This window comes from Arcobacter arenosus (assembly GCF_005771535.1).
GTDB lineage: Bacteria > Campylobacterota > Campylobacteria > Campylobacterales > Arcobacteraceae > Halarcobacter > Halarcobacter arenosus.
This window is the reverse complement of record NZ_VANU01000001.1, coordinates 18983-40686: the sequence shown is the minus strand read 5'-3', so window position 1 is coordinate 40686 and position 21704 is coordinate 18983. Positions and strand designations below refer to the sequence as shown.

Annotated in this window: 30 protein-coding genes; 25 read left to right on the top strand and 5 right to left on the bottom strand. The window is 28.2% G+C overall.

Translation table 11 applies throughout. The features are described from left to right. Both FDK22_RS00260 and FDK22_RS00255 read right to left on the bottom strand, forming a co-directional pair. Window positions 1–366 (bottom strand): HIT family protein, encoded by a 366-nt coding sequence (locus FDK22_RS00260; RefSeq protein ID WP_138150769.1) that lies wholly within the window; start codon window positions 364–366, stop codon window positions 1–3. Continuing rightward, complete coding sequence (locus FDK22_RS00255) at window positions 350–1387, bottom strand: HD-GYP domain-containing protein (RefSeq protein ID WP_138150768.1); 1038 nt, start codon at window positions 1385–1387, stop codon at window positions 350–352. The genes FDK22_RS00260 and FDK22_RS00255 overlap by 17 nt, the downstream gene beginning before the upstream one ends. 392 nt (window positions 1388–1779) lie before the next feature. Between FDK22_RS00255 and rpmJ the strand changes: the two genes are divergently transcribed. From rpmJ to FDK22_RS00210, 9 genes are all read left to right on the top strand, one after another. After that, on the top strand, window positions 1780–1893 hold the full coding sequence (rpmJ, locus tag FDK22_RS00250) for a 50S ribosomal protein L36 (protein WP_079577253.1): 114 nt from the start codon (window positions 1780–1782) through the stop codon (window positions 1891–1893). Between the two features lie 2 nt (window positions 1894–1895). Then, window positions 1896–2258 carry a 30S ribosomal protein S13 gene (gene rpsM, locus FDK22_RS00245; RefSeq protein ID WP_138150767.1) on the top strand — a complete coding sequence of 121 codons (363 nt, stop codon included), beginning with the start codon at window positions 1896–1898 and terminating at the stop codon, window positions 2256–2258. A 12-nt stretch (window positions 2259–2270) separates the two neighbouring features. Then, window positions 2271–2663, top strand: a complete 393-nt coding sequence (gene rpsK, locus FDK22_RS00240; RefSeq protein WP_138150766.1) for a 30S ribosomal protein S11 — start codon at window positions 2271–2273, stop codon at window positions 2661–2663. Window positions 2664–2673: 10 nt separating this feature from the next. Continuing rightward, window positions 2674–3300: a 30S ribosomal protein S4 gene (gene rpsD, locus FDK22_RS00235; protein WP_138150765.1), complete on the top strand. Its 627-nt coding sequence runs from the start codon at window positions 2674–2676 to the stop codon at window positions 3298–3300. Window positions 3301–3319: 19 nt separating this feature from the next. After that, on the top strand, window positions 3320–4318 hold the full coding sequence (locus FDK22_RS00230) for a DNA-directed RNA polymerase subunit alpha (protein WP_138150764.1): 999 nt from the start codon (window positions 3320–3322) through the stop codon (window positions 4316–4318). A 13-nt stretch (window positions 4319–4331) separates the two neighbouring features. Continuing rightward, complete coding sequence (gene rplQ / locus FDK22_RS00225) at window positions 4332–4682, top strand: 50S ribosomal protein L17 (RefSeq protein WP_138150763.1); 351 nt, start codon at window positions 4332–4334, stop codon at window positions 4680–4682. 161 nt (window positions 4683–4843) lie between these two features. Next, window positions 4844–6202, top strand: coding sequence for an Asp-tRNA(Asn)/Glu-tRNA(Gln) amidotransferase subunit GatA (gene gatA / locus FDK22_RS00220; RefSeq protein ID WP_171012876.1), 1359 nt, complete (start codon window positions 4844–4846; stop codon window positions 6200–6202). Between the two features lie 24 nt (window positions 6203–6226). Further along, window positions 6227–7672 (top strand): IMP dehydrogenase, encoded by a 1446-nt coding sequence (gene guaB, locus FDK22_RS00215; RefSeq protein ID WP_138150762.1) that lies wholly within the window; start codon window positions 6227–6229, stop codon window positions 7670–7672. A 269-nt stretch (window positions 7673–7941) separates the two neighbouring features. Next, window positions 7942–8412 carry a hypothetical protein gene (locus FDK22_RS00210; protein WP_138150761.1) on the top strand — a complete coding sequence of 157 codons (471 nt, stop codon included), beginning with the start codon at window positions 7942–7944 and terminating at the stop codon, window positions 8410–8412. Between the two features lie 168 nt (window positions 8413–8580). On the opposite strand, the gene FDK22_RS00205 is transcribed toward FDK22_RS00210, so the two are convergent. Together FDK22_RS00205 and FDK22_RS00200 are read right to left on the bottom strand one after the other, a co-directional pair. After that, complete coding sequence (locus FDK22_RS00205; protein ID WP_138150760.1) at window positions 8581–8952, bottom strand: hypothetical protein; 372 nt, start codon at window positions 8950–8952, stop codon at window positions 8581–8583. A gap of 84 nt (window positions 8953–9036) precedes the next feature. After that, window positions 9037–9747, bottom strand: coding sequence for a glutamine amidotransferase (locus tag FDK22_RS00200; RefSeq protein WP_138150759.1), 711 nt, complete (start codon window positions 9745–9747; stop codon window positions 9037–9039). Between the two features lie 190 nt (window positions 9748–9937). On the opposite strand from FDK22_RS00200, the gene FDK22_RS00195 reads away from it, so the two are divergent. The 14 genes from FDK22_RS00195 to FDK22_RS00130 all read left to right on the top strand — a co-directional run bounded on the left by FDK22_RS00195 (window position 9938) and on the right by FDK22_RS00130 (window position 19131). Beyond that, window positions 9938–10285: a rhodanese-like domain-containing protein gene (locus FDK22_RS00195; RefSeq protein WP_212744964.1), complete on the top strand. Its 348-nt coding sequence runs from the start codon at window positions 9938–9940 to the stop codon at window positions 10283–10285. Between the two features lie 133 nt (window positions 10286–10418). Next, a complete protein-coding gene (locus FDK22_RS00190; RefSeq protein ID WP_138150758.1) occupies window positions 10419–10628 on the top strand; it encodes a hypothetical protein in 210 nt (69 codons plus the stop codon). A 119-nt stretch (window positions 10629–10747) separates the two neighbouring features. Then, window positions 10748–11404, top strand: a complete 657-nt coding sequence (locus tag FDK22_RS00185; RefSeq protein WP_138150757.1) for a hypothetical protein — start codon at window positions 10748–10750, stop codon at window positions 11402–11404. Between the two features lie 24 nt (window positions 11405–11428). After that, window positions 11429–12037, top strand: a complete 609-nt coding sequence (locus FDK22_RS00180; protein ID WP_138150756.1) for a class I SAM-dependent DNA methyltransferase — start codon at window positions 11429–11431, stop codon at window positions 12035–12037. Window positions 12038–12068: 31 nt separating this feature from the next. After that, window positions 12069–12686 (top strand): LysE family translocator, encoded by a 618-nt coding sequence (locus tag FDK22_RS00175; protein WP_138150755.1) that lies wholly within the window; start codon window positions 12069–12071, stop codon window positions 12684–12686. Continuing rightward, window positions 12673–13149: a GNAT family N-acetyltransferase gene (locus tag FDK22_RS00170; protein ID WP_171012875.1), complete on the top strand. Its 477-nt coding sequence runs from the start codon at window positions 12673–12675 to the stop codon at window positions 13147–13149. Before FDK22_RS00175 ends, FDK22_RS00170 begins: the two co-directional genes overlap by 14 nt. 4 nt (window positions 13150–13153) lie before the next feature. Beyond that, window positions 13154–13966, top strand: coding sequence for a helix-turn-helix transcriptional regulator (locus FDK22_RS00165; protein WP_138150753.1), 813 nt, complete (start codon window positions 13154–13156; stop codon window positions 13964–13966). Between the two features lie 84 nt (window positions 13967–14050). Beyond that, the gene (locus FDK22_RS00160; protein ID WP_212744963.1) at window positions 14051–14419 is read left to right on the top strand and encodes an isochorismatase family protein; all 369 of its coding nucleotides are present in this window, start codon (window positions 14051–14053) and stop codon (window positions 14417–14419) included. Window positions 14420–14675: 256 nt separating this feature from the next. Continuing rightward, window positions 14676–15275: a flavin reductase family protein gene (locus FDK22_RS00155; RefSeq protein ID WP_138150752.1), complete on the top strand. Its 600-nt coding sequence runs from the start codon at window positions 14676–14678 to the stop codon at window positions 15273–15275. Between the two features lie 8 nt (window positions 15276–15283). Next, entirely contained in the window at window positions 15284–15907 is a 624-nt protein-coding gene (locus FDK22_RS00150) for a hypothetical protein (protein WP_138150751.1), read from the top strand. After that, window positions 15904–17226, top strand: a complete 1323-nt coding sequence (locus tag FDK22_RS00145; protein ID WP_138150750.1) for an MATE family efflux transporter — start codon at window positions 15904–15906, stop codon at window positions 17224–17226. The genes FDK22_RS00150 and FDK22_RS00145 overlap by 4 nt, the downstream gene beginning before the upstream one ends. A 248-nt stretch (window positions 17227–17474) precedes the next feature. Continuing rightward, window positions 17475–18161 (top strand): DUF4198 domain-containing protein, encoded by a 687-nt coding sequence (locus FDK22_RS00140; RefSeq protein ID WP_138150749.1) that lies wholly within the window; start codon window positions 17475–17477, stop codon window positions 18159–18161. After that, window positions 18161–18595 (top strand): peptidase associated/transthyretin-like domain-containing protein, encoded by a 435-nt coding sequence (locus FDK22_RS00135; RefSeq protein WP_138150748.1) that lies wholly within the window; start codon window positions 18161–18163, stop codon window positions 18593–18595. Before FDK22_RS00140 ends, FDK22_RS00135 begins: the two co-directional genes overlap by 1 nt. 83 nt (window positions 18596–18678) lie before the next feature. Further along, a complete protein-coding gene (locus tag FDK22_RS00130) occupies window positions 18679–19131 on the top strand; it encodes a cupin domain-containing protein (protein WP_138150747.1) in 453 nt (150 codons plus the stop codon). Between the two features lie 46 nt (window positions 19132–19177). Here FDK22_RS00130 and FDK22_RS00125 read toward each other — a convergent pair whose 3' ends face one another. Next, complete coding sequence (locus tag FDK22_RS00125; protein WP_171012874.1) at window positions 19178–19597, bottom strand: FKBP-type peptidyl-prolyl cis-trans isomerase; 420 nt, start codon at window positions 19595–19597, stop codon at window positions 19178–19180. Between the two features lie 183 nt (window positions 19598–19780). Between FDK22_RS00125 and FDK22_RS00120 the strand changes: the two genes are divergently transcribed. Both FDK22_RS00120 and FDK22_RS00115 read left to right on the top strand, forming a co-directional pair. After that, window positions 19781–20545 carry a hypothetical protein gene (locus tag FDK22_RS00120; protein ID WP_138150745.1) on the top strand — a complete coding sequence of 255 codons (765 nt, stop codon included), beginning with the start codon at window positions 19781–19783 and terminating at the stop codon, window positions 20543–20545. Between the two features lie 189 nt (window positions 20546–20734). Then, on the top strand, window positions 20735–21679 hold the full coding sequence (locus FDK22_RS00115) for a D-2-hydroxyacid dehydrogenase family protein (protein WP_138150744.1): 945 nt from the start codon (window positions 20735–20737) through the stop codon (window positions 21677–21679). The last annotated feature ends 25 nt before the right edge of the window (window positions 21680–21704 follow it).

The following is a 21704-nucleotide window of genomic DNA, read 5'->3' as shown; positions in this document are numbered from 1 at the left end:
TTAATCTTTAAATACCTCTTTTATTTTTTCATAAAACTCATCAAAAGATGGTAAGTCTAGTTTTCCATCTCTTTGTTTCTTACCCCACATTGGTTCAGGGAAATATGAATCCTCTTTAAATCTTGCCATTATATGAAAATGAACATGTGGAACATAATTTCCAAATGATGCAACATTTATTTTTTCAGGTTTGTAATAATCAATCATAAGTTTTTCTATTTTATTTAAAGCTTCAAAAATCTCAAACCTAATCTCATCTGAACAATCAGATAACTCTTTATAACTATCATTTGTGAATATTTTTAACCAAGGGATTTCACTTTGCTCAACTTGGATATTAATATTTTTTTTAGTGATAAGTGTCATGTATTTTTTTTACCTCTTCTATAGATTCAACAAAAAGGTCAACTAATTTTGGATCAAAATGTTTACCTTTTTCTCTTAATAACAATAATACTGCATCTTGGATAGACCAAGATTTTTTATATGGTCTAACTGAAGTTAATGCATCAAAAACATCAGCAATTGTTACAATTCTCGCACTTATTGGAATATCTTCCCCTTTTAATCCAAGGGGATAACCTGAACCATCATATTTTTCATGATGATTTTGTGCAATTATTTGACCTTCAATTAAATAAGCACTATTAGTATCTTTTAATATTTCATTACCAATATGTACATGACTTTTCATTATATCAAACTCTTCATCACTTAATTTTCCCTCTTTTAAAAGAATAGAATCAGCAATTCCAACTTTTCCTATATCATGGAATGGTGCAGAATAATAGATAACGCTTTGCTTCTCTTCATCTAATCCAATTTTTTTAGCAAGAAGTTTAGAATAGTGAGCAACTCTTATTGTATGATTAGCAGTTTCTGCATCTTTATATTCTGCTGTTCTTGCAAGTACCATTAGTGTTTCATGCTCTCTGCTTTGTATCTCTTTTGTTGCTTTTTTTACTTCATCTTCTAGTAATAAAGCTTTATCTTGTAGTTTTAATTGAGCTAATCTTAGTTTGAGTAGATTGATTGTTCTTGCTTTAAACTCAGATATATCAATAGGTTTAGTTAAAAAATCTGTTGCACCTGCCTCTAAAGCATTTATTTTTAGTTCTTGGTCGTCTCCAGCAGCAGTAATAACTACAATTGGAACTTCATCCTGTGTCTTTCTAAATCTTTTTATCAATTCAATACCATCAATATTTGGCATCATATAATCTGTAAATAAAATATCAATATCGTTAGTTAAAATATAGTCTAATCCTTCTTGTGAGTCATCAAAGCACTTAATATTTAAGCCAAACTCTTGCCCATAAGCTTCCACAAGCATTAAATTAATAGCTTCATCGTCAATATAAACTGCATTTAAATTATTAAGTTCCATGAAATAATCACCTTTGTCAACTAATTATAAAAAAAATTATTATAGCTTAAAATTTTTAAATATTGATAAACTAATATTAAGAAAAGAATTCAAAAACGATAACTTGAACGATATAATAGTTAGTTAAAGTATCTTTAAGCTAAAATTAATTATAATCCGTTTCCATTTTTCCAAGCAAGAAGGAATTTTTTATAAAATTTTTGTGTTTTATAAAGAGTTGGGAAGAACCTAAAAAAGCAATTATAAACTAAGCAGATGTCTGGTTTGTCTTTGTTTGGTTCCAAAGATTTTAACAAAAAAATCTTAGTTACGGCAAAAAAACAAAGAATTTTGTTTTTTTATGCAGTTCTCCCCTGTTGGATTGTGGGTAAAAACACAAAAAGGACAGACTGATGAAAGTAAGAGCTTCAGTAAAGAAAATGTGTGATAAATGTAAAGTTATCAAAAGAAAAGGTATCGTAAGAGTAATCTGCGACAATAAAAAACATAAACAGAGACAAGGATAATCATGGCAAGAATTGCAGGTGTTGATTTACCAAACAAAAAAAGAATGGAATACGCTTTAACGTATATCTACGGAATTGGTTTACATAACTCTAGATTAATCTTAGATGCTGTTGGAATTGATTACAACAAAAGAGCACACGAATTAACAGAAGACGAAGCGGCAGCTATCAGAAAAGAAATCCAAGAAAACTACATGGTAGAAGGGGATTTAAGAAAAAAAGTTGCTATGGATATTAAAGCACTTATGGATTTAGGTTCATACAGAGGTTTAAGACACAGAAAAGGTTTACCTTGTAGAGGGCAAAAGACTAAAACTAATGCCAGAACTAGAAAAGGTAAAAAAAGAACTGTTGGTGCAGCATAATAAGGATAACGTATGGCAAAAAGAAAAGTAACTAGAAAAAAAATAGTAAAAAAGAATATTGCTGACGGTATTGTACATATTGCAGCAACGTTTAATAACACAATGGTAACAGTAACTGACAATGCGGGTAATGCAATTGCATGGTCATCAGCTGGTAACTTAGGATTTAAAGGTTCTAAAAAATCTACTCCATTCGCAGCTCAAGCAGCAGTTGAAGATGCAGTAACTAAAGCAAAAGAACATGGAATTAAAAATGTTGGTATTAAAATCCAAGGTCCAGGTTCAGGTAGAGATACAGCAGTTAAATCTGTTGGAGCTATAGAAGGTATTTCTGTTAGATGGTTTAAGGATGTAACACCTTTACCACATAACGGTTGTAGACCTCCTAAAAGAAGAAGAGTGTAAGGAGTAGTTAATGGCAAGATATAGAGGACCAAGAGAAAAGATTGAAAGAAGATTAGACGCAGACCTTGGATTAAAAGGTGAGAGAAGACTTAACGGAAAATCTGCACTAGAAAAAAGACCATTTGCTCCAGGACAACATGGACAAAGAAGAGCTAAAATCTCTGAATATGGTTTACAATTAAGAGAAAAGCAAAAAGCTAAATATATGTATGGTGTTTCTGAGAAACAATTTAGAAAATACTTTAAAGAAGCTGTAAGAAGAGATGGTAATACAGGGGCAAACCTTATTACTTTAATCGAGCAAAGATTAGATAACGTTGTATATAGAATGGGATTTGCTACAACTAGAGCAAATGCTAGACAATTTACAACACACGGACACGTTTTAGTAGATGGTAAGAAAGTTGATATTCCTTCTTATGTTGTTAAACCAGGTCAAAAAATTGAAATTAAAGAAAAATCTAAATCTAACCCACAAGTTGTAAGATCACTTGAATTAACTAACCAAACTGGTATGGTTGAATGGGTTGACGTAGATAAAGATAAAGTATTCGGAATTTTTACAAGAATCCCAACTAGAGAAGAAGTTGTTATTCCTGTTGAAGAAAGATTAATCGTAGAGTTATATTCTAAATAATAAATAAAGGTAGCAGCGTATGAAAAAATTTGCAGACACTCCATTTTTACCAACAGAAGTTGAAATCGAAGCAATCAGTGATAACGAAGCTAAGATTTCTGCATACCCATTTGAAAGTGGTTTTGCAATTACATTAGCGCATCCTTTAAGAAGATTACTACTATCTAGCTCGGTTGGATATGCTCCAATCGCAGTTAAGATTGAAGGTGCTTCTCACGAATTTGATTCGTTAAGAGGGATGCTAGAAGATATTGCTATTTTTATTATTAATCTTAAGAACATAAAATTTAAAATTAATGGTGATGAAGATCAAGTTGTTGTTGAATACTCTTTTGATGGTCCAAAAGAGATTAAAGGTGAAGACTTAGTAAACTCTGATGTTGAAATTGTTTCTCCAGATGTTCACTTAGCTACAATCAACAGTGACTGTAATTTAACTTTTTCTGTTATTATTCAAAGAGGTATTGGTTATATGCCATCTGAAGATATTAGAGATATGGTTAGTTCAGATTTCATTCCACTAGATGCTTTCTTTACACCAGTAAAAAAAGTAGTTTACGATATCGAAAAAATGTTAGTTGAAGATAACCCTAACTTTGAAAAAGCTGTATTTAACGTACAAACAAATGGACAAATTACTCCAATTGCTGCATTCAAAGAAGCAGTATCTGTTATGTATTCACAAATGTCAGTATTTAACAAAGTATTTGATTTATCTGAAGTAACAGTTAGTGATGCAGGTGAAGAGCCAGTAGAACTAAAAGATTTAATTGTAAAAATTGATGATTTAAATCTAAGTGCTAGAAGTTTCAACTCTTTAGATAGAGCTGGGCTTAAATTCCTTGGTGAATTAGTACTTATGAGCGAAGTAGAAGTTAAAAACATTAAAAATTTAGGAAAGAAATCATTTGATGAAATCCAAGAGAAATTAGAATCTTTAGGTTTCCCAATTGAAAACACACTTCCTGAAAATGTTGCATCAGCTTTAAGAAGAAAATTAGAGCAACTAAAAGCATAATTAAGGGTTAAATATGAGACATAAGCACGGATATAGAAGATTAAACAGAACTTCTTCTCATAGAAAAGCATTGTTAAAAAACATGGCAATCGCAATTATTGAGAGAGAAAAAATCGAAACAACTGTTCCAAAAGCAAAAGAATTAAAAAGATATATTGAGAGATTAGTAACAACTGCAAGAAATGCAGATTTTAATACACACAGAGCTGTATTTGCTTTATTACAAGATAAAGAAGCTACTAAAAAACTAATCAACGAAATTGCACCAAAGTATGAAGACAGAAATGGTGGATATACTTCAATTGTAAAAACAAGAATCAGAAGAGGGGATGCTACTCCAATGGCATTCATTTCTTTCGTATAATCTTTAGATTTTACATCTTTTAAAAGGGAGTAAGTTTTCTTACTCCCTTTTTTTATTACTAAAAATTACAAATTTATTTCTAAAAAGTCATTTACCAGAATTTAATCATTTTTTTTATATAATAGCGCGCAATTATTATACATAATTCCTAGGAGAATATATTGATAACTCTAAAAGAAGCACTAAAGCTAAATAGTGAAGAAATCAAGAAAATACAAGAAGATATTGCTTTAAAAGTTAAGCAAAGCAATATTGGTGCTTATGTAGAGCAGCTTAAAAATGAAGAGCTTTCAACTTCTGGTGAAGGTATTCCTATTGCAATCAAAGATATTATAAATGTAAAAAATTGGAATATTACATGTTGTAGTAACATTTTACAAGGTTATGTAAGTGCTTATGACGCAACTGTAATAAAAAATCTAAGAACTGCAGGATTAAGTCCATTTGGTAGAGCAAATATGGATGAATTCGCCATGGGAAGTAGTACAGATACTTCATGTTACGGAAAAACTTTAAACCCTCATAATCCAAATAAAACTGCTGGTGGAAGTAGTGGTGGAAGTGCTGCAGCTGTTGCTGGTGGTATTGCTATTGCTGCATTAGGAACTGACACAGGTGGTTCGGTTAGACAACCAGCAGCGTATTGTGGAGTTGTTGGGATGAAACCAACTTATGGAAGAGTTTCAAGATATGGTGTTACAGCTTATTCATCTTCTTTAGACCAAGTTGGCCCTATTACTCAAAACGTAGAAGATGCGGCAATTTTATATGATATTATTTCTGGACACGATCCAATGGATTCAACTTCTGCAAATGTAGATTATACTCCTGTAGCTCCAAATTTAGATAGTGATAAAAAACTTAAAATAGCTGTTATAGATAACTTTGTTGACCAAGCAAGTGAACCAATCAAAAAAGGATTCTCTAAAGCAGTAAAAGCTTTAGAAGAAGCTGGACATGAGATTGTTCATAAGCAAATGCTTGATACTGAAAAGATTGTTTCAACATATTATATTGTTGCAACAGCAGAAGCATCTGCAAATCTTGCTAGATTTGATGGTGTTAGATTTGGTAATAGAAAAGGTGATGGTGGACTAAAAGATATGTATGTTCAAACTAAATCTCAAGGGTTTGGTGATGAAGTACAAAAAAGAATCATGCTTGGTTCTTTCGTACTTAGTTCTGGATATTATGATGCATATTATATTAAAGCACAAAAGGTTAGACACCTTATTAAAGATATGTATGAAGATATTTTTAAAGACGCAGATTTAATTCTTTCACCTGTTGCTCCAACAACTGCACCAGAATTTGGAAGTTTTAAAACTTCATTAGAGATGTATCTAAGTGATATTTATACAATCTCAGTAAACTTAGCAGGACTTCCTGCAATATCTCTTCCTATTGATAAAGATGAAGATGGTATGCCAATAGGTTTACAATTGATAGGAAAAGCGTATGATGAACAAACTATGTTCAATGGTGCTTTGGCATTAGAAAAAGCTGTTGATTACAAATAATAAAAATTACAAAAGGCAAAAAATATGAGAATAAGAAAAAGAGCATTAACATTTGAAGACGTTTTACTAGTACCTGCAAAATCGGAAGTTTTACCAAAAGAAGTTTGTTTAAAAACAAAACTTACAAAAAATATTAGCCTTAATATTCCATTTGTATCTGCAGCAATGGATACAGTTACAGAATATAAAGCTGCTATTGCAATGGCAAGACTTGGAGGTATTGGTATCGTTCATAAAAACATGGATGTAGCTACACAAGTACTTCAATGTAAAAAAGTTAAAAAAAGTGAATCTGGAATGATTATTGATCCAGTAACAATTAAAAAACATCAAACATTACAAGATGCAGAAGATATTATGGCATCTTACAAAATCTCTGGTGTACCTGTTGTTGATGATGATAATAAATTATTAGGTATTTTAACAAACAGAGATATGAGATTTACTAAAGATTATACTCAATTAGTTCAAGACAAAATGACTTATATGCCATTAATCACTGGTAAAGAGGGAACTACTTTAGATGAAGCTGCAGATATTATGCACCAAAGTAAAAAAGAGAAATTACCAATTATTGATGATGAGGGTTATTTAAAAGGTCTTATTACAATCAAAGATATTAATAAAAGAAGAGAATACCCAAATGCAAATAAAGATGAATTTGGTAGATTAAGAGTAGGGGCTGCTATTGGTGTTGGTCAATTAGATAGAGCAAAAGCACTTGTTGAAGTTGGTGTTGATGTATTAGTTCTTGATTCAGCTCATGGTCACTCAAAAGGTATTTTAGATACAGTTAAAGCTATTAAAGCAGAACTTGATGTTGAAGTTATTGCAGGTAATGTTGCAACTGCAGAAGCAACTGCTGATTTAATTGCAGCTGGTGCAGATGCTGTTAAGGTTGGAATTGGACCTGGTTCTATTTGTACAACAAGAATCGTTGCAGGTGTTGGTGTTCCTCAAATTTCAGCAATTGATGAGTGTGCTGCTGAAGGTGCAAAAACTGGTACACCAATTATCGCTGATGGTGGTATTAAATTCTCTGGTGATGTTTCAAAAGCATTAGCAGTTGGAGCAAGTGCAGTTATGATGGGAAGTGCATTAGCTGGTACTGAAGAATCTCCAGGTGAAGTTATCCTTTCTCAAGGTAGAAAATTTAAATCATACAGAGGTATGGGTTCAATTGGAGCAATGACTAAAGGAAGTACTGATAGATATTTCCAAGAGGGTACTGCTGCTGATAAATTAGTTCCAGAAGGGATTGAAGGTATGGTTCCATACAGAGGTTCTATTGGAGATATTATTCACCAAATGGTTGGAGGATTAAGAAGTTCAATGGGATACCTAGGAAGTAAAGATATTCCTACTTTCCAAGCAACTGCAGAGTTTGTAGAGATTACAAGTGCTGGGCTTAAAGAGAGTCACGTGCATGATGTAACGATTACTAACGAGGCACCTAACTACCACATCTAAAAAGTGATGTTTTAAACATCATCTTTTTAGCTTATTCTTCGTTGAAGATTGATTTTTTATTCTCACGTACTGCGTGTACGCTCCGAGAAAAAATCAATCTTCGCCTTGACTAAACTCAAAATCTAATATTTCTAACATCACTTTTCTCTAGCTTTAGAATAAATCACTAAATTTTTTTAATTTTCTAATTCTTGTGACGCAAATTGTGACGTTTTTTATATATAATCTAAATAAATATTTATGCCAATAAATAAAAAGGAATTATAATTATGCTAAAAACATCAAAAAAAATAAAAAATATATTTTTTATTTTAACGGTTCCAATTTTTTATACTGCTTGTTCTTATACTTCTCCAGAAGCGTTAAAAATTGCAAAAAAAGATGATTTTAAATTATACACATATAATACAAGTATTTCTGATGTAGAAAAAAAAGTAGAAGAGTATATGCAGAAATGTCATCATAGAAATAAAGAAACAATTACAACTTCAGTAAACGGTTCAGTAACAGAAATTGACAGGTTACAACCTTCTGATTATGTAAAAAAAATAGAAGCTAATTCAATTCAATTCTATATACATATTAATAAAGAATTTTATACATTTGGAGCAGAGATAACTACTCTAGATAAAAATATGACTAATTTAAAAGTTTATGCTAATAATTTTATATGGTTTGCAAATTCTTATAAAATTGACGAGTATATTAAAACAAATAAATTGGAATGTTCAAAACTCTAGCTCATTCCCAAGTTTTACTTGGGAATGCATATAAAAGTAAATTATATATTGGTATTCATTCCAAAGCCGGAGCTTTGGAACTAGGCAAAAAAGTACTTATAATCATTAAGAAAATAACACCCCAGAGGATGAATCTCCACTTTTACAATAATTATTGAAATAAAGGTATTATCTATTTAATATCTCATCGAGTTCATAAATATTCTTTTTCTCAAGTTCTTCAATTTTTTGAATTAATTCTTCTTTTGTTTGAAAGTCACATTTTTTACAAATCTCTTCAATAATTTTATATCTGTTTTCTTTTGTATCTTGAAGAATTGATTTTTCTTTTTGTTTTACTAGTTCATTTCTTTTTGTAATTACTTTTTTTAGGTATAAATCAATTGCTTTTGAATCTAGTTCATTTTCTATCATAAACATCTCTACACCATTTAATATTTCTATTATTTTTTCTTTTAGAATTTCAAAGTTGTATATGGTTTTATCATTTATAAGTTCATCTATTTTTTTGTCAATTATTGCTAAATCATCAGTGTACATATATTTCCTTCTTTGCTGAAAGTATATACTATTTTAATTTTATTTTTATACAATAAACCAAAAAATAAAAGGTAATTATTGCTTTTATTTCAATATCTTTTCAAAATTATTTAGAACTTTACTACTCACACTACAATTTTTTACATTTTTTAGTAGATTATTTATATCAATTCCTAGATTATCTAAACTCTCTTTTTGTTTTACAATATATTCTTTCATAACTGTAATATTAAATTCAGGATGAAATTGAACTCCCCAAATACAATTACTAAATCTTACTGCTTGATGTTTTTCATGTGAATTTTTAGCTAAAACAATCGAACCTTTTGGAAGTTTTATTGCACTTTGATAGTGAGTTTCATGGGCATAAAATTTTAAAGGAATATTTTTGAACAATAAATCTTTTTTTGCATTAGCAAGTTGTCTTATTTTTACACTTCCAATCTCTTTACCGTTTTTGTTATAATTTGAACAACCTCCCAAAGCTTTTGCAATAAGCTGGTGTCCATAACATATCCCTAATAGTGGTATATTTGCTTGCTTGATTTTTCTTATATATTCTTCTAACTTTAAACTCCAATTTAATTCTTCACTTACCATTGAGTGTGAACCTGTAATTATAAAACCTTTTGCACTAACTAGTTTTGGTAATGTTTGATTATTTTTTACATCTATTGTTTTAATATATTTTGAAGGAATCTTTAATTCTCTAATAATCCAATCTTCAAAATCTCCATAATTATACTTTGTATTGTCAAATGTATCTCCAGTTTTTAATATATAAATATATTTCACTTATACTCCAAGTTTTTGAGTTTTTTGATTATTTTATTACAAATTAAAAAATTTGTTTATTAGTTTGTGTATAAAATTTAATATTCTTTGTATTTCCCATTATCTCAAAAAATAAATAGTTAAAATAGGGTAAGAATTAAACTCAAATGGATATAATTCAATTCTCAAATAGTTTAAATAAGGAAAAGTTTTGAATGAAACTATAATATATCCTATCATTGCAATAATAGCTTTTATAGCTTATAAAAAATATACTCAATACAAGGTATTAAAACTTGTACCAGCTCTTTTGAAAGAGGGTGGACAAATTATTGATGTTAGAACAAAAGATGAGTTTACTTCAGCTCACAAAGAAGGTAGTATAAACATTCCATTAGAATTACTTGATAGTAGAATAAATGAGTTAGATAATAATAAACCCATAATTCTTTGTTGTGCAAGTGGAAGTAGAAGTGGATTAGCAAAAAGGCTTTTATTGTCAAAAGGTTTTGAAAATGTATATAATTCAGGGACGTGGAACTCACTTTTAAAATTTTAGTCGAGGTAAAGATGAAATTTATATATGTAATGGACCCCATGTGTACATGGTGTTATACTTTTCAACTGCAAACAATTTAGAAAATCAGTTGAAAAAGATTATAATTCGCTTTTAATAAATATCAGGATAAAAAATGGCTAAAAGTCAAAATAACAATAGTGTAAAAAATTCAAAAGTTGACCTTATCAAATTAGGAAGTAACTCTACTCCAAAAACTTTTTCAAAAGATACAACAGTAAAAGATCAAGTTGTAAATGCAAGAAAAGCAGCAAGTATAAATAAAGAAAAAGCAAAGAAAAAAGCTAAAATGGCAAAAGCTTCTAGGAAAAAAAACAAAAAATAATATGTTTTTACATTAAGTGCCTTTATATATTATTTATATATAATGTAATACCAATAAGTTGTCTAATGAACAATCTATTTACTTATTTTAAACCTTATTAAAATAAAAAAGGAACTTTCATGAACACAAATACAAACTACGCAGAACATGTAAGTATAGTAAAAAATCTAAAAATGGCAGATAGTTTTTATGAAGTTAGAGAACCATTTAAAGAGGGGTTTGAAGCTATATACAACAAGGCAAATGCAAATAATGTAAATATGTCAAATGCAAAAGACTTTTTAAATTCTCTAACAAAAGAGGAATTATCTACCTTGCAAAACTATACAAGACTTGCTGATGAAATTAATGTAGATAATCTAAGTGATGAAGGTGCATATAATTTACTTCTACACCATTATGAAAAATATGATTTTAATAATGATGGAGTAACAGAAGATGGTATAGCAAAAACATCAGGAATGATTCCTCAGTCATTAGGAAATGATGAAAAAAAAGCTTTAGTCGAAACCTTTAATTCTATGGATTTTAAAGATGTAATGACCGCATCAATATTATTTATTAAGTTACCAATGGTAGTAGATGGGCAGTTACAACCTAGCAATCAAGATATTAGTTTAAAAGATATAAGAGATAGAATCATGGATATTTTAAATCCTAAAAATGAAAAATTTTCAACACAAGAATTTAAAAATACAATTAAAAACTTTTCTGACTTATTTGAATTAAATTATAAAAAAATACTAGAAGAAAAAGCATATTATAATATTAGATAATCAGAACTTTTTACAAGGAATAAAATGAGTAAAGATTTTTTTCAAGATAAATCAAACAATTATGAAAAAGATAAAAATAGAGTTGATAATGTTCAAAACATAGCTAATTTAATAACAAAAGAGATTGATTTTGATAAATCAATGGAAATAATAGATTTTGGGTCAGGTACTGGATTATTATTAGAAAAAATCGCTCCATTTGTTAAAAGTATTACAGCTATTGACTTGTCACCATCAATGAATAAAAAATTAAATGATAAAAGAGACTTGATTGATTGTAATCTTGAAATTTTAGAAATTGATTTAGCAAAAACTAAATTAGAAAAAAAATTTGATTCAATAATTTCATCAATGACCCTACATCATATTGAAAATATAGAAAATTTGTTTAAAGATTTTTATAATATATTAAATGAAAATGGAACAATAGCTTTAGCAGATTTAGATATAGAAGATGGTAGTTTTCACACAGAAGATACAGGGGTATATCATTTTGGATTTGACAGAGATGAGGTTGTAAAAATAGCAAAAAATGTTGGTTTTAAAAATGTAAAAATCCAAGATGCAAGTATTGCCTATAAGCCTCAAGGTGGATATCTAATATTTTTACTTACAGCAAGCAAGTATATATAATAAATTGCACAAATAGAAAAGGAGATATCTAATGTTGTCTTATGAGTTTTTAATTACATCATTAATAGTTGTTTTAATTCCTGGTACGGGAGTTTTATATACTATTGCTACAGGTTTGTTTTCTGGAAAACGTGCTAGTTTTTTTGCCGCATTAGGTTGCACATTAGGTATTGTCCCTGCTTTATTAGCTAGTAGCCTTGGTTTAGCTGCTATTTTTCATACTAGTGCAGTTGCTTTCCAAGTTGTAAAGTTTCTTGGAGTAGGATATTTACTATATTTAGCATGGCAAATGTGGAACTCTTCATCTGCTTTAAGTATTTCTGAAAAAAACTCAAAAAGTAATTATTTGAACATTGTTATAAAAGGTTTTATGTTAAATATTTTAAATCCTAAATTATCAATTTTCTTTTTGGCTTTTATCCCTCAATTTATCCCTAGCAACGTTCACAGTGTCTTAAACAGTATGCTTTTACTTGGGGCTGTTTTTATGATTATGACCTTTGTGGTATTTGTTATATATGGTTTTTTATCAGGTTTATTTAGTGCTTATATTTTAAAATCTGAAAAAGCGAGTATTTTTATCCAAAGATTTTTTGCAACAAGTTTTGCAGCACTTGGACTTAAATTGGCATTTAGTGAACGTGTATAATATAGAAAAATACAAAAGTCAAGATGTAGAAGACTTAGCACAATTATTTACAAATACTATTCACAATGTAAATAGTAAGGATTATACTAAAGAACAAATAGAAAGTTGGGCACCAACTAAAATTGACTACAAAAAATGGAAAAATAGATTTGAAAAAACAAAGCCATATATCGTAAAAAACAACAATAAAATAGTAGGCTTCTTTGAATTTGAAAACAATGGTCATATTGATTGTTTTTATGTACATCATAATTATCAAAGAAAAGGTGTTGGGAATATAATGATGTCTAAAATAATTAACATAGCAAAGGAAAAAAAACTTGATGAGGTTTTTGCAGAAGTAAGTATAACAGCAAAACCATTTTTTGAAAAAAATCTATTTGTTGTAGAAAGAAAAAATATAGCAATAAGAGATAATGTTGATTTAATAAATTATATAATGACAAGACAAGTCTATACATAATTATTTGCAAGGAATAAAAATTAATACAACATACAAAAACCTTGAATTACCTTTTTTAGAATTAACTTTTAATACAGATATTAATGGCTGTTCAAAGAGTCATATACATGATAAATTGACTATTATAGCACTAAAAGATGGCAATATTAAACTACATTTAAAAGACAATGAACTGATTTTAATAGAAAAAAATATTGCAATTATAAATCCATACCAAATACACTCAGCTTCTAAAATGGATAAAAATAGTGACGGGCTTTATGCTTTATATTTAGATAAAAATTGGATTGAAAAACTTCAATATGATTTATTAAAAGTTGATGGATTTGTTCCCTTTTCAACAAATATAATAGCTGATGAAAAAACTTATCAGGAGTTTATTTTCTTATGTGAAAATCTTATTTTAGATGATATTTGTATAAAAAAAGAGGAACAAATAATACAATTTATTTCAAAACAAATAATTAAAAATTGTAATCAATTAGTAAGAGAAGAAAAAAATATATTAGCATATGATATTAAGAGTTACATTGATCAAAATATACATTTAAATCTAAGTTTAGAAGAGATTTCAAAACAGTTTTTAATAACACCTTTTCATCTAATAAGAATATTTAAACAGGAGTTAGATTTAACCCCTTATCAATACATTTTAAACCACAAAGTAAATTTAGCAAAAGAGTTATTATCAAAAAATATGAGCATATCAGAAGTAGCACTAAATGTTGGTTTTAATGATCAAAGTCATCTATATAAATATTTTAAACAAATATTTTCTATCTCTCCTAAAGAATATCAAGATAGTTTAATAAAATAACTTCTTACAGATAGTCAATTTTTTACAATACACTTTTTTTTATTTTTAATAAAATTCTCTTTATAAAAACAAAGGAATTAAACAATGAAAAAAGCACTAATTGTAATAGATTTACAAAACGATTATTTTAGTGGTGGTAAGATGGAACTTCAAAAGGTAGATGAAGCTTTACTTCAAACTAACAAATTAATAAAATACGCAAGAGAAAAACAATATAAAATTTATTTTGTACAACACTTTGCAATAAAAGATAATGCAATGTTTTTTATAAAAAATACCCAAGGTGTAGAGTTAAATAAAAATTTAGATATTCAAGATGATATGATTATTGAGAAAAACTATCCAAATAGTTTTAGAGATACAAAGTTAAAAGAAGAGTTAGATAAAGAGAATATAAATGAATTAATCATTTGTGGAGCCATGACTCATATGTGTATAGATACAACAGTATGAGCAGGTTTTGATTTAGGATACAAAATCACTGTAGCAAATGACGCTTGTGCCACAAAAGATTTAAACTTTAAAGAAAATACTATAAAAGCTTGTGATGTACATTATAGTTTTATTAGTGCTTTAGCAGGTGTATTTTGTGAAGTTAAAGAGACTGAACAAATTATAAATGTAGAATGATTTAAGACTCAAAAAGTTAATATCTAATTTAAAAAAGTGTACCTTCTTTTATAGGTAGCAAGATTTTATAGGAAATAAAATGATAATTGATACAAAAGATGTAAAAAATGAAGAACTTTACAAACTTCTTATTGGTTCAGTCCTTCCAAGACCAATAGCATGGGTTGGGACTTTGGATAAAAAGGGTATTCCTAATCTTGCTCCATTTTCTTTTTTTAATATAGCAAGTGTTAATCCCCCTGTTGTTTCTATATCAATTTTGAATAAACTAGATGGAGTTAAAAAAGATACTCTTATAAATATTCAAAATACAGAGGTTTTTTCTATCTCAATTGTTAGTTATGATTTGGTTGAAAAAATGGCAATAACAGGTAAAGATTATGAATTAGATGTTGATGAGTTTAAAGTTGCAGGAGTTTCTTGTCTTCCTTGTAAAAAAATAGCTTCTGTTTATGTAGGCGAATCAAAGGTTACTTTTGAATGTCGCTTACATTCAATTGTAGATTTTGGAGATGTTGAAAAAGCAGGAAATCTTGTTTTAGCTAATGTTGTAGCTATTCATGTTCATGACAACATTATAGAATGGCCAAATATTGATATGTTGAAGCTCGATGCAGTTGCTAGAGCTTCTGGTCCCTATTATTCAACGATACGAGATAAGTTTTTAATAAATAATTAGCTAAGTATATGAAAAATTTATTATTTCTTTTCTTTTTCATTTTTAATACTACAACATATGCTAATAGTGAGTTGTATGAATCTGATTTGTATTATTTAGAAAAAAATGAAGTATTATTTTACAAGATTTTAAATTGGTGGAGTAATGAAACTCAAGAAAACAATACTGAGTTTTGTTTTAAAAATTTAAAAGTTAGAAGTAATAATACTCTTGATTTAAAATACAATGATAAAACAAAAAAATTAAGAATATCAACAAAAGAAAAGTTTGCTGATTTAATATCTGTTTTTGATGATACAAATACTAATTTAAAAAATGAATATATAAATAAAAACTATTTTAAAAATTTAAAAATAGAAAATATTAAAAATATAAGTAGTATAGTTTTATCGAATATTAGTTTGAGTCAATTTAAAAAAATAAATAAGATAAAAAATAATCTTGCTTTTGAAGTTGAAGGTGAAATTTTAGGTTTATTAGCATATAGTGGAAAAGTATCATTTCATAAGAGTGGAGATTTTTTGCGTTCATGTCCAAAAATATCAGATAGCAAATTTAATATTACTTTTAAAATTTTAAATATAAAAACAAAAGAAGTTTTAATAAAAATATTCTTTAAAGAAAAGCAATGAGTGTAACAAAATCTAAAATATCATCTATTTTTTTTCAATATTCAATACCTTCTGTATTGGGGATGTTGGCTATTTCATCTGCAAGTATTGTTGATGGATTTTTTATAGGAAATTATGTAGGAGATATTGGACTTGCTGCAATTAATATAAGTTTTCCTGTTTTCTCTTTTTTATTTGGATTTGCACTAATGTTATCAGTTGGGAGCAGTGTTGTATCTGGAAAACTAATAGGTGAAGAAAAAATTCATGATGCTTCGGTTGTTTTTAGCAAAACAATAATAACTATTACTCTTTTTAGTTTTTTTATGTGCACAGTTTTATTTTTAAATATTGAAACACTTTTAAATTTCTTCGGTGCAAATAGAGAGTTGATTCCTATTGCTATAGAGTATTTGTCAATTATGTTAATCTTTATCCCTTTTTTGATGATAGGAGTTGTTTTAGACTATTTTGTAAGAGTTGATAATAGACCAAATCTTGCTTTTATGGCTTTACTTTTAAGTTCTCTAATCAATGTAATTTTAGATTGGTTTATGATAGTATATTTACAAAAAGGTATTTTTGGAGCTGCACTTGCAACGGGTATTTCCCAGTTAGCTTTATTAGTTATTCTTTTACCCCACTTCTTTTCTAAAAAAGCAATTTTACAGTTTGTCAAACCAAGAGGGAGTTATACTCAAATTATCAAAGCATGTTATAACGGCACATCTGAGTTTGTCAATGAAATGTCGGTGGGAATAACCACTTTGATTTTTAATTATGTGATGATACAAAATTTTGGTATTGAAGGCATCGCTGCTTTTACGGTGATTAATTATCTTTTACTGATTGGTATAATGATTAGTTTTGGTATTAGTGATTCTTTACAACCTATAATTAGCAAAAATTTTGGTGCAAAAAAATATTTACGAATAAATGAGTTTATAAAATTGGCTTTTATATCTACAAGTTTAGTGGGAGTTGTTATGATATTTTTAATACTCTTATTACCTGAAACCTTAGCCAATATTTTTTTAGAAGATAATAATTTAGATACAAAACAAATCGTTTTAAATTTTACTAAATTTATATGGATAGTTTTCATTTTTGATGGGCTTAATCTTGTAATCTCTGCTTATTTAACAGCTATTCATAAACCTTTGGCTTCAATGCTTATAGCCCTTTCTCGAAGTCTTGTTCTTCCTGTGATTTTTATTCTAACACTACCATTTTTATTTGGTGATAGTGGAATATTTATGGCTATTCCTTTGGCAGAAGCATTTAGTTTTGTAATTGCAGTTTTTTTATTTAAAAAGTATAAGCCAAAAAAAATAGCTTAAGAAATATAGAAATAAAACTAAATCATTTGATTTCAAATTTATCATTCTTTGACAGAAGATTTTTTATCTTTTGTAAATGATAATCCTATTCCATAATTTACAATAAAGAGTTTTGGAAAAAATAGAAAGTAACTGATTCTAAAAATTTATTATCAAATTTTGTTCTAAAAATACATAAGTAAAAAATAATTTTATTCATTGTTTATAAGTTACTTGATAAATTGCTCTCAAAATTAAAAGGAGAAATTATGAAGAAAATAATCTTATCAGCAATGCTTGCTACTAGCTTTACTTTTGCACACCAAATAACAGCGAAAGTAGATAAAAACGTTTACAGTGCCGAGTTTTGGGCTCATGGGAAATATAGCAGTTTTGATATAAAACAACTGAAAGGCGCAACAGCTTATGATGAAAATAATCAAGAGATAAAAACAGGAATTGATTATTCAAAGGGTTCAGAGTTATTAATGGCAAAAAAACCTTCTATGATAGCATTATCATTTGATGCAGGGTATTGGACTAAAACAGATGAAGGGTATAAAAATATTGAACCAAGTAAATATAAGGGAATAGTTTTTAATACTTTAAAAAGTATCAAATATGGAAAAAGATATTTCACTTGGAGTGATAAATTTATAAATCCAATAGGATTAACTATGGAGGTTGTTCCTTTAATCAATCCTTTAAAAATAAAAAAAGGTAAAAAGTTACCAGTACTAGTTTTAAAAGATGGAGAAGCCTTAGCAAATGCTGGTTTTGAAACATCTGATTATGAAGACTTAGATATAAAAACAAATAAATTTGGTATTGCATATATTCCTGTAAAATCAAGTGGATTACAAATAATCGCAGCAAAATACTATACAAATGAAATAAATGATCCAAATGTTAATAATATCACTATTCAAAGTAGTATTTCTTTTGAGGTAAAATAGTGTTTAAGAAGTATTTTTTTGCATTTTTGATTTCAAGTATGTCACTATTTGCACATGGTATTTTTTACAATGTAGTAGAAGGCGCGATAAGTGTACATATCTCCTCTGCTAATAATATTAGTATAAGTGATGCAAAAGTAAAAGTTTTTGCTCCAGGTGGAAACTTACCATATGCAAAAGGTTATACTGATATAAATGGAAATTTTGCTTTTATGCCTGACAGTGCAGGTATATGGCATGTAAAAGTTTCTATGTCAAGTGACCATGGAAGTCATGATAAAGAGTTTAATATTGAATTATCAGATGATTATAAAGTAAAAGATTTTGATAAACTTCCTATTGAAAGATATCTAGGTATCTTAAGTATTTTAGGGATAATCTTTGGTATTTTTGGTGCATTTAGTTTTTTTCAAAGAAAGAAAACTATTAGATAAAATCTTAATCAAAATTTTAGTTTTTTAATACTATTCTTTTAAATATTTGACTGATTAGTCAACTAAATTTAAAAGGATATGATATGAAAACTATTGAAAAGATAAAAGATGAGAAAAACTACACAGCAGTTAATTTAGGTAATTTAGATGAATTGATGGAATATTCACTTATTCATAAAGTAAATAAAAACAAAATAGAGGGTAAAGTATTTTTAAAAGAGGCTACAAAATCAACTGGTACTGAAATCTCTTTTAATTCATTGGCTCCTAAAACTGAACAACCATATTTTCATATACATTATAAAAATGAAGAATCATATATTATTCTAAAAGGTTATGGTTTTTTTCAAGTTGATGGGGAATGTTTTGAGATAAAAGAGGGGTCTGTTATTCGTGTTGCACCTAGTGGAGTAAGAGGTATTAGAAATGATTCAGATGAAACTATGATTTATATGGTAGTTCAATCAAAAGAAAACTCATTAGAAGAGCATACAACAGATGATGGAGAAAGAGTAGCTTTTGAACCGAAATGGTAAAATAATCAATCCATCTCCTTCAAGATTTCTCTTGAAGGGGGAAAAACTATTTAATAGTTTGAACTGTGATTGAAAAGTTTAAGTCTTTACCTGCTAAAGGGTGGTTAAAATCAATTTCTACATCAGCATCATTAATAGCTGCTACTGTAACTTGGATTGGGTTACCATCCTGACCTTGAGCTTGTAAAGGCATACCCACTTGTAATTCTAAATCTCCAAATTGTTCTTTTGGTACCATCTGCTTTGCTTCTTCATTATACTCTCCATATGCTTCTTGGCAAGGTACAGAAATCTCTCTTGAATCACCTTCCTTCATATCTTGTATTCTTGATTCTAATCCAGGGATTAATTGTCCAGCACCAAAAGCAAACTCTAAAGCATCTTTACCCATATTACTATCAATAACTTCACCACCAATTTTTAACTCATAATTTATTGCAACCATTTGATTATTTTCTATTGCCACTATATCTCCTTTTTTTTCATAGTGTTTACACTCTAACAAAAAAAATCTTTTTTTAGCTAAATAGTCTCTGATATTCATTAGAAATATTAAAAAAGTAAGCCTTAACATTTTAAATATAATTATTAAGAAATCTAATATAAAATTGCATTATAATTAACTATATTATTAATAAAGGAGTTAATTATGGCTATTAATAAAAAAGAAGTTGAATTAATCCAATCAAATCTTCACTGTTTATGTTATTCTCCTGGTCCAATAGATGGTCTTTTGGGAAGAAGAACAGAAGGAGCATTCTCTTTATGGCAAATAGATTCAGGTTTTGAAGATATAGTTACTTTAAAAGATGAATTAGAAAAAATTGAAAAACAATCATCTAGAATAGAAAATCTAAACTCTAATGCACAAGAAAACAAAGATATTATAAGTATGACATTTTCTAGCAAAGAAGCATTAATCGAAGCTGTTTGTATCTATGGTCCAAAATTTTCTTTAAATCTAAAAGCACATTGGGCGTATGTGTTAGCCACAATTGAATGGGAAACTAATAGATCTTTTCTTCCCATTGAAGAAGCTTATTATATATATGGTGGAACACCTTCACAAGATGATGGAAAATGGCAAGAGCGTGAAAGTTGGAGAAAAAGAAACTTCCACTATTATCCATATTATGGGAGGGGATATGTACAGTTAACATGGGAACGAAACTATAAATTCTATGCTAATCTTTTTGGGATATCACTAGAACAAATGGTAAAAAAAGCTTTAGAGCCTGGGGCTTCACTTTTCGTAATATTACATGGGATGAGTGTTGGGTATTTTGGTCAATCTATCCATCAACATATTACAAAAAATAAATATGATTTTGAAAATGCACGAAGATGTGTAAATGGTTTAGACCATGCAAAAGATATTGCAAAATTAGCTAAATCATGGATGAAAAAAATCTAATTAAATATTAAAAATAATACAGTATCATAATAAATCTTTTTCAAAGGGATTTTATGAAAAACTATTTTATTATAGCTATAATTGTGGTTGCCATTGGATATATGTTTGTTATTATGAAAGACAAGTATGACAATATAAAAGAAACAAATCAAAAAATTACTCAACAAAAATAGATAAATTAGGAACTTTATGAAAATTGCAATATTAGATGACTATCAAGATGTAGTTAAAGGTTTAAAAGCTTTTTCCCTTTTAAGTGATTTTGACGTAACCGTTTTAAATGAAACTATTACAGATGAAAATCTACTAGCAAATAAGTTGTTTGATATTAATATTTTAGTTCTTATTCGAGAAAGAACATTAATAACAAAAACACTTTTAGAAAAACTTCCAAATTTAAAACTTATATCTCAAACTGGAAGATTAAGTTCTAATATTGATTTAAAAGCTTGTGATGATTTTGGTGTAAAAGTTGTAGATGGTATTGGTTCACCTATTGCTCCAGCAGAGCTTTGTTGGTCTTTGATTATGATGGCTTCAAGACATTTATATGATTATATTTCAAATTTTAAAAATGATAATTGGCAAAATAGTGCTTATAAAGGTTTGGGAAAATCTTTACATGGACAAACCCTAGGAATCTGGGGATATGGAAAAATAGGGCAAAGAATAGCTACTTATGCAAATGTATTTGGAATGAAAATAAAAGTCTGGGGAAGTGAAGAGTCTAGAAATAAAGCTATAGAAGATGGATTTGAAGCAAGCTTATCAAAAGAGGAGTTCTTTTCAACTTGTGATATAGTTTCAATAAATTTGAAACTTAGTGAAAAATCTAAATATTGTGTTAAAAAGCAGGATTTAGAACTTTTAAAAGATGGTTCTATTTTTGTAAATATTAGTAGGGCACAATTAGTTGAAAAAAATGCTTTATATGAAGTTTATAGTAAAAATAAAAATAAATTCTTAGCAATAGATGTTTTTGAGAGTGAACCTTGTTTACCAAAAAACTTACCATTATTAAATTTACCAAATGTATTAGCAACTCCACATTTAGGTTATGTTGAAAAGCAAAACTACGAGATATATTTTAAAGCTGCTTTTGAAAATGTAGTTGATTACATAAGAAATTTTTAAAAGAAATCTTTATTTATAGCCATTT

Bases quoted from the DNA above. Each gene is read 5' to 3' on its own strand.
- FDK22_RS00260 (WP_138150769.1), bottom strand. From the start codon at position 366: ATGACACTTATCACTAAAAAAAATATTAATATCCAAGTTGAGCAAAGT.
- FDK22_RS00255 (WP_138150768.1), bottom strand. From the start codon at position 1,387: ATGGAACTTAATAATTTAAATGCAGTTTATATTGACGATGAAGCTATT.
- rpmJ (WP_079577253.1), top strand. From the start codon at position 1,780: ATGAAAGTAAGAGCTTCAGTAAAGAAAATGTGTGATAAATGTAAAGTT.
- rpsM (WP_138150767.1), top strand. From the start codon at position 1,896: ATGGCAAGAATTGCAGGTGTTGATTTACCAAACAAAAAAAGAATGGAA.
- rpsK (WP_138150766.1), top strand. From the start codon at position 2,271: ATGGCAAAAAGAAAAGTAACTAGAAAAAAAATAGTAAAAAAGAATATT.
- rpsD (WP_138150765.1), top strand. From the start codon at position 2,674: ATGGCAAGATATAGAGGACCAAGAGAAAAGATTGAAAGAAGATTAGAC.
- FDK22_RS00230 (WP_138150764.1), top strand. From the start codon at position 3,320: ATGAAAAAATTTGCAGACACTCCATTTTTACCAACAGAAGTTGAAATC.
- rplQ (WP_138150763.1), top strand. From the start codon at position 4,332: ATGAGACATAAGCACGGATATAGAAGATTAAACAGAACTTCTTCTCAT.
- guaB (WP_138150762.1), top strand. From the start codon at position 6,227: ATGAGAATAAGAAAAAGAGCATTAACATTTGAAGACGTTTTACTAGTA.
- FDK22_RS00210 (WP_138150761.1), top strand. From the start codon at position 7,942: ATGCTAAAAACATCAAAAAAAATAAAAAATATATTTTTTATTTTAACG.
- FDK22_RS00205 (WP_138150760.1), bottom strand. From the start codon at position 8,952: ATGTACACTGATGATTTAGCAATAATTGACAAAAAAATAGATGAACTT.
- FDK22_RS00190 (WP_138150758.1), top strand. From the start codon at position 10,419: ATGGCTAAAAGTCAAAATAACAATAGTGTAAAAAATTCAAAAGTTGAC.
- FDK22_RS00185 (WP_138150757.1), top strand. From the start codon at position 10,748: ATGAACACAAATACAAACTACGCAGAACATGTAAGTATAGTAAAAAAT.
- FDK22_RS00180 (WP_138150756.1), top strand. From the start codon at position 11,429: ATGAGTAAAGATTTTTTTCAAGATAAATCAAACAATTATGAAAAAGAT.
- FDK22_RS00175 (WP_138150755.1), top strand. From the start codon at position 12,069: ATGTTGTCTTATGAGTTTTTAATTACATCATTAATAGTTGTTTTAATT.
- FDK22_RS00160 (WP_212744963.1), top strand. From the start codon at position 14,051: ATGAAAAAAGCACTAATTGTAATAGATTTACAAAACGATTATTTTAGT.
- FDK22_RS00155 (WP_138150752.1), top strand. From the start codon at position 14,676: ATGATAATTGATACAAAAGATGTAAAAAATGAAGAACTTTACAAACTT.
- FDK22_RS00150 (WP_138150751.1), top strand. From the start codon at position 15,284: ATGAAAAATTTATTATTTCTTTTCTTTTTCATTTTTAATACTACAACA.
- FDK22_RS00145 (WP_138150750.1), top strand. From the start codon at position 15,904: ATGAGTGTAACAAAATCTAAAATATCATCTATTTTTTTTCAATATTCA.
- FDK22_RS00140 (WP_138150749.1), top strand. From the start codon at position 17,475: ATGAAGAAAATAATCTTATCAGCAATGCTTGCTACTAGCTTTACTTTT.
- FDK22_RS00130 (WP_138150747.1), top strand. From the start codon at position 18,679: ATGAAAACTATTGAAAAGATAAAAGATGAGAAAAACTACACAGCAGTT.
- FDK22_RS00120 (WP_138150745.1), top strand. From the start codon at position 19,781: ATGGCTATTAATAAAAAAGAAGTTGAATTAATCCAATCAAATCTTCAC.
- FDK22_RS00115 (WP_138150744.1), top strand. From the start codon at position 20,735: ATGAAAATTGCAATATTAGATGACTATCAAGATGTAGTTAAAGGTTTA.